This is a genomic window from Pseudomonas sp. FP453 (assembly GCF_030687495.1).
Classification (GTDB): Bacteria; Pseudomonadota; Gammaproteobacteria; order Pseudomonadales; family Pseudomonadaceae; genus Aquipseudomonas.
The window spans coordinates 5,031,489-5,045,096 of the sequence record NZ_CP117435.1; the positions used below are offsets into that span (position 1 = coordinate 5,031,489).

Here is a 13,608-nt window from a genome sequence, read left to right on the forward strand (position 1 = left end):
CCATGTCCGAAGACAACATCCTCACGCCCAGCGGCTGGATTCGCGGCCGCCTGGTGCACGAACACGGCAAGGTCGTCGCCATCGAAGGCACACCTTGCGACCCGGCCGACAACGATTTGCCCTACCTGCTGCCGGGCTTTATCGACCTGCACGTACACGGCGGCGGCGGCAAGGACATCATGGAAGGCTTTGCCGCCTTCGAGACCATCACCCGCACCCACGTGCGTTTTGGCACCACGTCGTTGCTGGCCACCACCATGACCGCGCCGGTGGACGAGATCTCCCGCGTGCTCGGCCAACTCGGCACCTTTTGCGAACAACGCCCTGCAGGCTGCGCCCGCGTACTCGGCGTGCACTTGGAAGGGCCCTACATCAACCCGGGAAAACTCGGCGCCCAACCCAACTTCGCCCACACCGCGCTGATGGATGAAGTGGAAGCCTACCTGCGCCTGGCGCCGATCCGCGTGATCACCATCGCGCCGGAAATCGCTGGCCACGACGCCTTGATCCGCGCCCTCAGCGGCCGCGGCGTGCGCATGCAGATCGGCCACACCCTGGGTAGCTATGAAGAAGGCGTCGCCGCCCTCGCCGCCGGCGCCACCAGCTTCACCCACTTGTACAACGCCATGAGCCCGCTGCATCACCGCGAGCCGGGCATCGTCGGCGCCGCGTTGGCCCACGCCAAGTACGCCGAGTTGATCCCCGACTTGCTCCACGTGCACCCCGGCGCCATGCGCGTGGCCTTGCGTGCGATCCCATGTTTGTACTGCGTCACCGATTCCACCGCCGCCGCCGGCATGCCCGACGGTGAATACAAGCTGGGCAGCCACACCGTGACCAAATGCCTGGGCGGCGTACGCCTGGCCGACGGCACCCTCGCCGGCAGCACCCTGACCATGGATCAGGCGCTGCGCAACCTGGTGAAAATCGGCCTGCCGATCAGCGAAGCCTCACAACGCCTGTCGCAATTTCCGGCGGACTACCTGGGCCTGGAAGAACGCGGCCGCCTGCAACCCGGCAGCTTTGCCGACTGCGTGCGCCTGGACCGCTCCCTGCAACTCACCGACGTAATGGTCGAAGGAGAAACCATTGACTTCAAAAATGCTTGAAGAGGCCCTGGCCTCCTGCGACGCCGTCGCGGCACAGCTGCAACGCCTGGAACCACAGCTTGCAGAAATCGCCGGCCGCCTGCGCCGCCAACCGCCGCAAGTGGCGATGACCATCGCCCGCGGCAGTTCGGACCACGCCGCCAGCTACTTTGCCTATTTGGCGATGCAGCACGTGGGCATCCCCGTGGCGTCGTTGCCGATGTCGGTGGTGACCTTGTTGCAGGCGCCGATGAAAGTCAGCGGGCAGGTCGCGTTCGGCTTCTCCCAGTCCGGCCAGAGCCCGGACCTGGTCAACAGCCTGCGCCTGCTGCGCAAACGCGGTGCGCTCAGTATCTCGATGGTCAACGCCGAAGACTCGCCGCTGGAAGCCGCCTGCGAGTTCCACGTGCCGCTGTGCGCCGGCCCGGAACAAAGCGTCGCAGCGACCAAGAGCTTTATCGCCACCCTCAGCGCCAGCGCGTTGCTGGTCGGCCACTGGAACGCCGAAGCCAACTTGCTGCAAGCCTGCCAGGCGCTGCCCGACGGCCTGCGCGAAGCGGCCCAGCAGGACTGGAGCGCTGCCATCGACGCCCTGCGCGGCTGCCAGCAACTGATGGTGATCGGCCGTGGCGCCGGGTTTGCCATCGCCCAGGAAGCCGCGCTCAAGCTCAAGGAAACCTCGGCGATCCAGGCCGAAGCCTTCAGCAGCGCCGAAGTGCGCCACGGGCCGATGGCCTTGATCGGCGCCGACTACCCGCTGCTGGTCTTCGCCCCACGCGGCGCCGAGCAGGCCGGCCTGTTGAGCCTTGCCGCCGACATGCGCCAACGCGGCGCCCGCGTGTTGCTGGCCGCGCCGGACGATATCGCCGAGCGCGACCTGACCCTGAGCCGCGCCGAGCACCCGACTTTGGACCCGATCCTGGCGATCCAGAGTTTCTACGTGATGGCGGCAGGTTTGGCTGAAGCCCGGGGCATGGACCCGGACCAGCCGCGTCACCTGAGCAAAGTTACCCGCACTCACTGAGTCGCGTTTTCCTGATGAGTACCGTGCCCATGTCCTACAACAATAATGAATTGACCCTCAGCGCCCCGTTAAGCGGGCCCGTGCTGGCCCTGGGCAGCGTGCCCGACGAAGTGTTCGCCAGCGGCGCCATGGGCGACGGCATTGCCATCGACCCGCTGAACGACTGCCTGCATGCGCCCTGTGATGGGGTGATCATCCATGTCGCCCGCACCGGGCACGCGCTGACGATACGCGCCGACAACGGCGCCGAAGTGCTGATGCATGTGGGCATCGACACGGTGGAGCTGAACGGCGAAGGGTTTGCGTTGCTGGTCAAGGATGGCGCGCGGGTGCGTGAGGGGCAGGCGCTGGTGCAGTTTGATCTGGACCGGATTGCGCGGCAGTGCAAAAGCCTGGTCAGCCTGATCATTCTCACGAACGGCGAGCACTTTGAGCTAAGGTCGGTGGCGGGAAAAACCGTCAAGGTCGGTGAGCCGTTACTGCAAATTGTGGCGCGCTCGGCGGCTTCGATTCAGGCGTCTGTGGATAACTCCACGGCCGAAGCCAGCGCCCGCGTTCGCATCACTCATCGTGGCGGCGTGCATGCACGCCCGGCAGCGTTGATTCGCAAGACCGCCCAGGGTTTCAGCAGCCAGGCGCAACTGCACTTCGCCGGCAAGTCGGCCGCGTGCGACAGCCTGATCGGCTTGCTGGGCTTGGGCATTGGCGAAGGCGACGAGGTGCGTGTCAGCTGCCGAGGCAAGGATTGCGAGGCGGCGCTGCACGCCTTGGTCGCTGCGCTGTCCGTTGCAACCGAAGATGATCATCCAGCGCCCGTTATCGTTGCTCCACGCCGCGCGAACAGCGAAGCCGGCGTGTTGCAGGGCGTCTGTGCAGCACCCGGCCTGGTGTGCGGGCCACTGGTGCGCCTGACCGGCATCGACCTGCCGCCAGACACCGGCCAGCATTCAGCCGACGAACAACTGCAACAGTTGGACGTCGCGCTGGAACAGGTGCGCAGCGAAATCCGCAGCACCCTCGCCCATGCCCGCCAGCGCAAGCACGTCGAAGAAGAAGACATCTTCGCCGCCCACCTCGCACTGCTTGAAGACCCGACACTGTTGGACGCAGCCACCCGCGCCATCGAACTGGGCAGCGCCGCCACCCACGCGTGGCGCGATACGCTCCAGGCCCAGTGCGAGGTCTTGCTGGGCCTGGGCAAACCGCTGTTTGCCGAGCGCGCCAATGATCTGCGCGACCTGCAACAGCGGGTGCTGCGCGCCTTGTTGGGCGAAGCCTGGCACTTCGAGTTGCCGGCCGGGGCGATTGTCAGCGCCCATGAACTGACCCCATCGGACTTGTTGCAGTTGAGCGCGCAACAGGCCGCTGGCATCTGCATGGCCGAAGGCGGCGCCACGTCCCACGTGGCGATCCTGGCGCGCGGCAAGGGTCTGCCCTGTGTGGTGGCGCTGGGCAGCGAAGTGCTCGACGTGCCCCAGGGCCAACGCGTGGTACTGGACGCCGCCAATGGCCGCCTGGAACTGGCCCCCAGCGCGGCGCGCCACGCCGAGGTGCATCAGATACGCGACGCGCAGATACTGCGCCGCCAACTGCAACAGGCCCAAGCGCAAGAAGCGGCATGCACCACCGATGGCGTGCGCATCGAAGTGGCCGCCAACGTCGCCTCCAGCGCCGAGGCCCAAGTGGCGTACGAAAACGGCGCCGATGGTGTCGGGCTTTTACGCACCGAATTCCTCTTCGTCGACCGCCGCACCGCACCGGATGAACAGGAGCAACGCCACGCCTATCAAGCCGTGCTGGATGCCATGGGCGACAAGACGGTGATCATCCGCACCATCGACGTGGGTGGCGACAAGCAGCTCGACTATCTGCCGCTGCCGGTGGAAGCCAACCCGGTGCTGGGTTTGCGCGGGATTCGCATGGCGCAGGTACGGCCGGAACTGCTCGATCAACAACTGCGTGCGCTGCTGCAAGTCTCGCCGCTGCAGCGTTGCCGCATCCTGCTGCCGATGGTCAGCGAAGTGGATGAACTGCTGCAGATCCGCCAGCGCCTGGATGAACTCTGCACCGAGCTGGAACTGACCCAAACGCCCGGAACTCGGGGTGATGATCGAAGTGCCCGCCGCCGCGCTGCTGGCCGAGCAGTTGGCCAGGCACGCCGACTTCCTCTCCATCGGCACCAATGACCTGTCCCAGTACACCCTGGCCATGGACCGCGACCCACGCCGGCCTCGCCGCCCGCGTCGATGCCTTGCACCCGGCGCTGCTGCGGCTGATCGCGCAGACCTGCGCGGGCGCGGCCAAGCATGGGCGTTGGGTCGGCGTGTGCGGCGCCCTCGCCTCCGACCCGCTGGCTACGCCGGTGCTGATCGGCCTGGGCGTCAGCGAGCTGTCGGTGAGCCCGCCGCAGATCGGCGAAATCAAGGACCGCGTCCGCCACCTGGACGCGGCGCAATGCCGGCAACGCAGCCTTGGCCTGCTCGACCTGAGCAGCGCCAAGGCCGTGCGCCAAGCCTGTCAACACCACTGGCCGCTGAGCTGACAACAACAAGAAGAAAGGAGACACGCCATGTACCAACACTTTATCGAAGGCCTGCAACGCCTCGGCCGCGCGCTGATGCTGCCGATTGCGATCCTGCCCATCGCCGGCCTGCTGCTGCGCCTGGGCGACACCGACCTGCTGAACATCGCGGTGATGCACGATGCGGGTCAGGCGATCTTCGCCAACCTGGCGCTGATCTTCGCCATCGGCATTGCCGTGGGCTTTGCCCGCGACAATAACGGCACGGCAGGGCTGGCCGGGGCGATTGGTTACCTGGTGATGATCTCCACCCTCAAGGTGATGGACACCACCATCAACATGGGCATGCTCGCCGGTATCGCCAGCGGCCTGATGGCGGGCGGGCTGTATAACCGCTTCAAGGACATCAAGCTGCCGGAGTACCTGGCGTTTTTTGGTGGGCGACGGTTTGTGCCGATTGTCACCGGGTTCAGCGCGGTCGGGCTGGGGGTGATCTTTGGCTTGATCTGGCCGCCGATCCAGCACGGCATCAATAGCTTTGGCGTGCTACTGATGGAAAGCGGCAGCCTCGGTGCGTTCGTGTTTGGCGTGTTCAACCGCCTGCTGATCGTTACCGGGCTGCACCATATCCTCAACAATATGGCGTGGTTTGTGTTTGGCAGCTTTACCGATCCGCTGACTGGCGCAGTGGTGACCGGCGACCTCACGCGCTACTTCGCCGGCGACCCGAAAGGTGGCCAGTTCATGACCGGCATGTTCCCGGTGATGTTGTTCGGCCTGCCCGCGGCGTGCCTGGCGATGTACCGCAATGCGTTGCCGGAGCGCCGTAAAGTGATGGGCGGGATCTTCCTGTCCATGGCATTGACCTCGTTTCTGACCGGGGTGACCGAGCCGATTGAGTTCGCGTTCATGTTCCTCGCGCCGTTCCTGTATTTGATCCATGCGCTGCTCACCGGGCTGTCGATGGCGGTCACCAACCTGCTGAATATCCACCTCGGCTTTACCTTCTCCGGTGGGTTTATCGACATGGTGCTGGGTTGGGGCAAGTCCACCAATGGCTGGCTGGTGTTCCCGGTGGGGTTGGCGTACGCGCTGATTTATTACAGCGTTTTCAGCTACTGCATCCGCCGGTTCAATCTGAAGACACCGGGGCGTGAGGATATTCAGGTGGTGCAGGCCGAGGTGATGACCGATAACCAGCGGGCCAGCGCGTATATCCGCGCATTGGGTGGTGCTTCGAATCTGTTGAGTGTGGGCGCGTGCACGACGCGCCTGCGCCTGGACATGGTGGACCGCAACAAGGCGGTGGATGCAGAGTTGAAAGCGCTGGGCGCCATGGCCGTGGTTCGACCGGGCAATGGCGGAAGTTTGCAGGTCGTGGTCGGGCCGATGGCCGATAGCATTGCCGATGAGATTCGCTTGGCGATGCCTTCATTTGTTGCCAGTGCGCCGGTAACGGTTGTGCCTGTGGATAAGCCGGTCGTCGTGAATGTGCAGGAAGCCGAGAAATGGCTGAGTGCCTTGGGTGGCCGGGCAAATGTGCGGCAGCTGGAAGCCGTGGCGATAACGCGGTTGCGGGTGGAACTAGGGGATGATTCGGTACTGTCGGAGGCGGATCTGACCGCACTGGGTTGCCAAGGTGTGAGCCAGCTGGACAGCGGTGTTTGGCACTTGTTGATTGGTGACAAGGCGTCGGGGTTGGGTGAAGCGTTGGAGCGGTTGGTCAGTGGCCGGCAGATTGGGGCTGGGGCTTAACGCGTCAGTGCCTGGACCGGCCCCTTCGCGGGCAAGCCCGCTCCCACATTTTTGATCTGTGAATACATTCAAAACTGTGGGAGCTGGCTTGCCTGCGATTGGCCTTAACTGGCGACCGGAGTGTTGAGACCAGGAATCTCATTCAAGTCCAACACCCGATCCACCATCAACTGGATACCTTCAAGCATCCGGTGAATTGCCAGTGCGATGTCTCGCTGGGTACCGTCGACTTCAAAAGCCAAATGGCCCGTCAGCGCCTGCACTGAAGCAATATCCTGGGCGGCATTGGCGAGCAGGGTTTCGCTGTCGAGGCTGAGTCGTACGCTGAAGAGTTGGTCGGTGGGAAGAGAGTTGAATGGGGGATTTGGACTGTCTTTGATCATGGTAAAACTCCTGAAAAAAATAGGAGCTGCCTACATCACTTGCAGATGATGGGAGGCAGCTGTGCGCGGGTCTGCAAGACCGAGTCAGGAGCAGCTCGGCAGACCCGAAGGTCTCCCACGCACAGCCACCACAAAATGATGACCATGAAAAACGCCACGATTATAGCGGCGCTTCTTAGCTCCCAACATGATTTCGGCAGGCTTGCAGTCCCGGTCGCTGAATTGGCAGCGACTGGCGAAGGTTAGTGAGGCAAGTTCCGAGGGACAACCTGAAAGGCATGTGGGAAAGATCTGAGGTGCCTGGGCTGACGCCATCGCGGGCAAGCCCGCTCCCACATTTTTGATCTGTGAATACATTCAAAATGTGGGAGCTGGCTTGCCTGCGATGAGGCCCTCACAGCCAACAAAAAACCCGCCGACCAAACTGGCCCAGCGGGTTTCTTGTTTTTGCAGCGTACGAATCAGAAATCCGCCAACTGCCACACTTCATAAGCCGGTGTCTCATACGGGTGGCTGAGTTTCAAAGCAGCCACGACAGCCACGATCAACTCATCCGCCACCACCAGCTCCACCTTCCACTCTTCAACCACTTCAACCTGGCCCACCTGCCCGATAAACGGCTGGCTGCCGTCCATCGCGCGGAATTGGCCCTGGCCCAGCACTTGCCAGGCGCAGCTGTCGTAGTTGCCGATGCGCCCGCCGCCAGCTGCGAAGACGGCGGTTTTCACCGTCTCAACAAAGCTGTCGGGCACAAAGAAGGCGAGCTTGTACACCGTCTTAGTTCACCCACACGCGAGCGTTACGGAACATGCGCATCCACGCGCCGTCTTCGTTCCACTCTTCCGGGCGCCACGAGTTCTGCACGGCGCGGAACACGCGCTCCGGGTGCGGCATCATGATGGTGACGCGACCGTCGCGGCTGGTGAGGCCGGTGATCCCGCGCGGCGAGCCGTTCGGGTTGGCCGGGTAGGTCTCGGTGACCTTGCCGTGGTTGTCGACGAAACGCATGGCCACGCAACCGGACAGGTCGGCTTCGAGCAACGCTTCTTCGCTTGCGAACTCGGCATGGCCTTCACCGTGGGCGATGGCGATTGGCATGCGCGAACCGGCCATGCCTTGCAGGAAGATCGAGTTGGATTCCTGCACCTGCACCATGGCGACACGGGCTTCGAACTGCTCGGAACGGTTGCGCACAAAGTGCGGCCAGAACTCGCTGCCCGGAATCAGTTCGCTGAGGTTGGACATCATCTGGCAACCGTTGCACACACCCAGGGTGAAGCTGTCGTTGCGCTCGAAGAAGCCTTGGAATGCATCGCGGGCACGGCTGTTGAACAGCGCCGACTTGGCCCAGCCTTCACCGGCACCCAGCACGTCGCCGTAGGAGAAACCACCGCAGGCCACCAGGCCTTTGTACTCGTTGAGGTCAACGCGACCGGCGAGGATGTCGCTCATGTGCACGTCGATCGCGTTGAAACCGGCACGGTCGAACGCAGCCGCCATTTCCACCTGGCCGTTGACGCCCTGCTCACGCAGTACGGCAACTTGTGGGCGGATGCCTTTCTTGATGTAAGGCGCGGCGATGTCCTGGTTGACGTCGAAGCTGAGCTTGGTGCTCAGGCCCGGGTTGTCTTCTTCCAGGATCACGTCGAATTCCTGCTCGGCGCACTCCACGTTGTCGCGCAGACGCTGGATCTGGTAGCTGGTCTCGGCCCACTGGCGTTGCAGCAGACGGCGTTGGCCGGCAAACACGGTGTCGCCATTGAACGAGATGTTGATTTCGCCGTTGTTGATCGGCTGGCCGATCACTGCCACGCAGTCGTCCAGGCCGGCAGCGCTGAACTGTGCAAGTACGTCTGGGGTAGCGTCCTGGCGAACCTGGATCACCGCCCCCAACTCTTCGTTGAACAGGATGCCGTTGATCTCGGATGCATCCTCGGCAACGCTGTCGAGCACGATGTTCAGGCCGCAGTGACCGGCGAAGGCCATCTCGACCACGCTGGTCAGCAAACCACCGTCGGAACGGTCGTGGTAAGCCAGCAGGTGGCCGTCGGCGTTGAGGCCCTGGATCACGGCGAAGAAGGCCTTGAGGTCTTCAGCGTCATCGACGTCCGGTGCCTGGCTGCCGAGCTTGCCATGGGTTTGCGCGAGGATCGACGCGCCCATGCGGTTCTGGCCACGGCCCAGGTCGATCAGGATCAGGTCGGTGGTGCCCTTGTCCATGCGCAGTTGCGGGGTCAGGGTCTGGCGGATGTCGGTGACCGGCGCGAAACCGGTGACGATCAGCGACAGCGGCGAGGTCACGCTCTTGTCGGTGCCGTCTTCGTTCCAACGGGTGGCCATGGACATGGAGTCCTTGCCCACCGGAATGGTGATCCCCAGCTCCGGGCACAGTTCCATGCCGACCGCTTTGACGGTGTCGTACAGGCGCGCATCTTCACCCGGGTGACCGGCAGCGGACATCCAGTTGGCCGACAGTTTGATGTCGGACAATTTACCGATACGCGACGCCGCGATGTTGGTGAGGGTTTCACCAATGGCCATGCGGCCCGACGCCGGGGCGTCCAGCAGGGCCAGCGGCGTACGCTCGCCCATGGCCATGGCTTCACCGGTGTAGACGTCGAAGCTGGTGGCGGTGACGGCAACGTCGGCCACCGGCACCTGCCACGGGCCGACCATTTGGTCACGGGCCACCAGGCCGGTGATGGTGCGGTCGCCGATGGTAATCAGGAAGCTTTTGCTCGCCACGGCCGGGTGGTGCAGCACACGTTCGATGCTGTCGGCCAGTTCCAGCTTGCTTGGGTCGAAGTCATCGCCCAGCTCGGCTTCACGTACCGCCGAACGGTGCATGCGCGGGGCTTTGCCCAGCAGCACTTCCAGCGGCATGTCCACCGGGCTGTTGCCGAAGTGGCTGTCGGTGACGGTCAGCTGTGGCTCGGCAGTGGCTTCGCCGACCACGGCGAACGGGCAGCGCTCGCGTTCGCAGATGGCCTGGAAGCGTGCGAAGTCTTCAGCGCCGACTGCCAGTACGTAACGTTCCTGGGATTCGTTGCTCCAGATTTCGTGCGGGGCCATGCCCGGCTCGTCGTTTGGAATGTTGCGCAGTTCGAAACGGCCACCGCGGTCGCCATCGTTGACCAGTTCCGGGAAGGCGTTGGACAAACCACCCGCGCCGACGTCGTGGATAAAGCTGATCGGGTTCTTGTCACCCAACTGCCAGCAACGGTCGATGACTTCCTGGCAGCGACGCTCCATCTCTGGGTTTTCGCGCTGTACGGAAGCGAAGTCCAGGTCTGCCGAGCTGGTGCCGGTGGCCATGGAGGAAGCCGCGCCGCCGCCCAGGCCGATCAACATCGCCGGGCCGCCGAGGACGATCAGCTTGGAGCCGACCAGGATCTCGCCTTTCTTGACGTGTTCTTCACGGATGTTGCCCATGCCGCCGGCCAACATGATCGGCTTGTGGTAGCCGCGCACTTCATCGCCACGGGGGGTGGTGATGGACTGCTCGAACGTACGGAAGTAGCCGGTGAGGGCCGGACGACCGAACTCGTTGTTGAACGCAGCGCCGCCCAGCGGGCCTTCGATCATGATGTCCAGCGCAGTCACGATGCGCTCAGGCTTGCCGTACGGCACTTCCCACGGCTGTTCGAAGCCCGGGATCTGCAGGTTGGACACGGTGAAACCGGTCAGGCCCGCCTTTGGCTTGGCGCCACGGCCGGTAGCGCCTTCGTCGCGGATCTCGCCGCCCGAACCGGTGGCTGCGCCCGGGAACGGGGCAATCGCGGTTGGGTGGTTGTGGGTCTCGACCTTCATCAGGATGTGCACCGGCTCCTGCACCGCGCCGTACTGGCGGGTCTCAGGGTCCGGGAAGAAACGGCCGGCGACGGAGCCGACGATGACCGAGGCGTTGTCCTTATAAGCCGACAGAACGCCTTCGCTGTGCATCACGTAGGTGTTCTTGATCATGCCGAACAGGCTTTTTTCCTGGCTTTCGCCGTCGATGTCCCAACTGGCGTTGAAGATCTTGTGACGGCAGTGCTCGGAGTTGGCCTGGGCGAACATCATCAGTTCGATGTCGTGCGGGTTGCGCTGCAAGCCGTTGAAGGCGTTGACCAGGTAGTCGATCTCGTCGTCGGCCAGGGCCAGGCCCAACTCGGTGTTGGCCTTCTCGAGGGCGGCGCGACCGCCGCCGAGCACGTCAATCGCGGTCAGCGGCTTGGGCTCGGCGTGGCTGAACAGGCCGGCAGCCTGTTCCAGCTGGCTGACGATGATCTGGGTCATGCGGTCGTGCAGGCTGCTGGCGATCAGCTCGGCTTCGGCATCGCTGAACTGGCCAGCGACATAGAAGGCGATACCGCGTTCCAGGCGCTGGATGCTCGAAAGTCCGCAGTTGCGGGCGATATCGCTGGCCTTGCTCGACCAGGGCGAGATGGTGCCGAACCGTGGCAGAACCAGGAACAAGCGGCCGGTCGGCTCTTGAACGGGAACGCTTGGGCCGTACTTCAGAAGGCGTGCCAGCACTTGCTGTTCGTCGGCGGTCAAGACGCCGGTGGTTTCGGCGAAGTGAGCAAATTCAGCATACAGGCCTGTAACCGCTGGAACCTTCTGGCTCAGTTGTTCAAGGAGTTTGCTGTGGCGAAAGGCAGAAAGGGCAGGAGCGCCGCGCAGGATCAACATCTTCGGGACAGCCTCGGGAAGGGGTGTGCTTTGAGGCCGTGCATTCTAGCGTAAACCGTCGCCAACGGCACCCGAAACGGCACCGCTGGCCGCTGCCGAACGTCAGTTGGCCAGGTTTGCACGCTATCGGGGCAAAATCCGCGCGATGTCGCGCAGTTATTTTAACCGTCACAATCCCGCGCAAAGCCCCATTTCTGCGGGCTGCAGCACGCTTTTACAGCGGCTAGCAGACAACGCCCACGCTGTCGAGATATGGCGCCGTGGGCCGTTTGCGTATACTGCGCAGATGTTCTCCCCAACTGCTTTGCGCCCGCGATGTGCCAAATGGCTCTTCGCAACCGGACTCTTCCTGCTGCTCAGCGCCTGTGTTGATAAACCCAGCACGCTCGAGCGAATCAAGGAGGATGGCGTATTGCGGGTGATTACCCGGAACAGCCCGGCGACGTATTTCCAGGACCGCAACGGTGAAACCGGTTTCGAATACGAACTGGTCAAGCGCTTTGCCGATGACCTGGGCGTCAAGCTGGAGATCGAGACCGCCGACAACCTCGATGACCTGTTCGGCCAGTTGGGCAAGACCAACGGCCCGGTGCTGGCTGCCGCTGGCCTGGTCAGCAGCGAGCAGCGCCAGCAGCAGGTACGTTTCTCCCATCCTTACCTTGAAGTGACCCCGCAGATCATCTACCGCAATGGCCAGTCCCGCCCGACGAATGCGGCGGACCTGGTGGGCAAGAAGATCATGGTGCTCAAGGGCAGCACCCACGCCGAACAATTGGCGGCGCTTAAACAGCAGAATCCTGCGATTGAATACGAAGAATCCGACGCCGTTGAGGTGGTCGACCTGCTGCGCATGGTGGACGAAGGGCAAATCGACCTGACCCTGGTGGACTCCAACGAAGTGGCGATGAACCAGGTGTACTTCCCCAACGTGCGCGTGGCGTTCGACCTCGGCAACGCCAGCAACCAGAGCTGGGCCGTGGCCGCCGGTGAAGACAACAGCCTGCTCAACGAAATCAACAGTTACCTGGACAAGGTCGAGAAGAACGGCACCCTGCAGCGTCTGAAAGATCGCTATTACGGGCACGTCGATGTCCTCGGTTATGTAGGCGCCTACACCTTCGCCCAGCATTTGCAGCAACGTTTGCCCAAATACGAGAAGCACTTCCGCGCCTATGCCAAGGAAGAAAAGGTCGATTGGCGCCTACTGGCGGCCATCGGCTATCAGGAATCGCTGTGGCAACCGGCGGTCACCTCCAAGACCGGCGTGCGCGGCCTGATGATGCTGACCCAGAACACCGCCCAGGCCATGGGCGTGTCCAACCGCCTGGACCCCAAGCAAAGCATCATGGGGGGTGCCAAGTACCTGGCCAAGATCAAGGACGAACTGGACGACAGCATCGCCGAGCCGGATCGCACCTGGTTCGCCCTCGCCGCCTACAACGTCGGCGGCGGCCACCTGGACGATGCACGCACCCTGGCCAAGCGCGAAGGCTTGAACCCGAACAAGTGGCTGGATGTGAAGAAGATGCTGCCGCGCCTGTCGCAGAAGCAGTGGTACAGCAAGACCCGCTACGGCTATGCCCGTGGTGGTGAGCCGGTGCACTTTGTCGCGAACATCCGGCGCTACTACGACATTTTGACCTGGGTGACCCAGCCGCAGCTGGAAGGCAATCAGGTGGTCGAAGGCAACTTGCATGTGCCGGGTGTGGACAAGACCAAGCCGCCCGAAGACAACCCGAAGCTCTAAGAACACCACCAGCCCCATGTGGGAGCGGGCTTGTGTGGGAGCTGGCTTGCCTGCGATAGCGGTGGGGCAGTCGCCACATGAGCTGTCTGATCCACCGCTATCGCGGGCAAGCCCGCTCCCACAGTTTGATCTGCATTTGGTTTAGAGGCCGGTGAGCAGGTGCACCACGCCGCCCGTCAACACCATCACCCCCGGCACACCGGCCGCCTTCAAAGCCTGTTCATCCAATCGAGTTGCATCCTGCAACTGCACCCTCACCCGCGTCAGCGCCACGCGCTGCTGCGACTTGAGGTTCTCCGCGCCACCCAATGCCTTCACCACCTCAGCCGACAACAACCCCGGCGCTGCCACCGTCTCGGCCACCAGATCCGGGGTCAGGGCCTTCCAGAACGCCCGCTGCAATTTCTCGAACATGC

General features: G+C 63.2%; 8 protein-coding genes and 1 pseudogene. 5 read left to right on the forward strand and 4 right to left on the reverse strand.

Going from position 1 to position 13,608, the window contains the following annotated elements:
* Positions 1-2: 2 nt before the first annotated feature.
* From nagA to nagE, 4 genes and pseudogenes are all read left to right on the forward strand, one after another.
* A complete protein-coding gene (nagA, locus tag PSH87_RS22835; protein ID WP_017736788.1) occupies positions 3-1,109 on the forward strand; it encodes an N-acetylglucosamine-6-phosphate deacetylase in 1,107 nt (368 codons plus the stop codon).
* The gene (locus PSH87_RS22840; protein ID WP_017736789.1) at positions 1,102-2,112 is read left to right on the forward strand and encodes an SIS domain-containing protein; all 1,011 of its coding nucleotides are present in this window, start codon (positions 1,102-1,104) and stop codon (positions 2,110-2,112) included. The genes nagA and PSH87_RS22840 overlap by 8 nt, the downstream gene beginning before the upstream one ends.
* Before the next feature lie 29 nt (positions 2,113-2,141).
* Positions 2,142-4,654 (forward strand): annotated as a pseudogene (gene ptsP / locus PSH87_RS22845) (phosphoenolpyruvate--protein phosphotransferase).
* A 27-nt stretch (positions 4,655-4,681) separates the two neighbouring features.
* Complete coding sequence (gene nagE, locus PSH87_RS22850) at positions 4,682-6,388, forward strand: N-acetylglucosamine-specific PTS transporter subunit IIBC (protein ID WP_305431221.1); 1,707 nt, start codon at positions 4,682-4,684, stop codon at positions 6,386-6,388.
* A gap of 104 nt (positions 6,389-6,492) precedes the next feature.
* On the opposite strand, the gene PSH87_RS22855 is transcribed toward nagE, so the two are convergent.
* From PSH87_RS22855 to purL, 3 genes are all read right to left on the reverse strand, one after another.
* Positions 6,493-6,771 (reverse strand): DUF6124 family protein, encoded by a 279-nt coding sequence (locus tag PSH87_RS22855; protein WP_305431222.1) that lies wholly within the window; start codon positions 6,769-6,771, stop codon positions 6,493-6,495.
* Positions 6,772-7,232: 461 nt separating this feature from the next.
* Positions 7,233-7,544, reverse strand: coding sequence for an NIF3 1 (locus PSH87_RS22860; RefSeq protein ID WP_017736794.1), 312 nt, complete (start codon positions 7,542-7,544; stop codon positions 7,233-7,235).
* A gap of 4 nt (positions 7,545-7,548) precedes the next feature.
* Complete coding sequence (gene purL, locus PSH87_RS22865; RefSeq protein ID WP_305431224.1) at positions 7,549-11,445, reverse strand: phosphoribosylformylglycinamidine synthase; 3,897 nt, start codon at positions 11,443-11,445, stop codon at positions 7,549-7,551.
* A 286-nt stretch (positions 11,446-11,731) separates the two neighbouring features.
* Here purL and mltF point away from each other — a divergent pair, with 286 nt between their 5' ends.
* On the forward strand, positions 11,732-13,192 hold the full coding sequence (gene mltF / locus PSH87_RS22870) for a membrane-bound lytic murein transglycosylase MltF (RefSeq protein WP_026136794.1): 1,461 nt from the start codon (positions 11,732-11,734) through the stop codon (positions 13,190-13,192).
* A gap of 141 nt (positions 13,193-13,333) precedes the next feature.
* On the opposite strand, the gene PSH87_RS22875 is transcribed toward mltF, so the two are convergent.
* Complete coding sequence (locus tag PSH87_RS22875) at positions 13,334-13,606, reverse strand: PTS transporter subunit EIIB (protein WP_305431226.1); 273 nt, start codon at positions 13,604-13,606, stop codon at positions 13,334-13,336.
* Positions 13,607-13,608 lie beyond the last annotated feature (2 nt).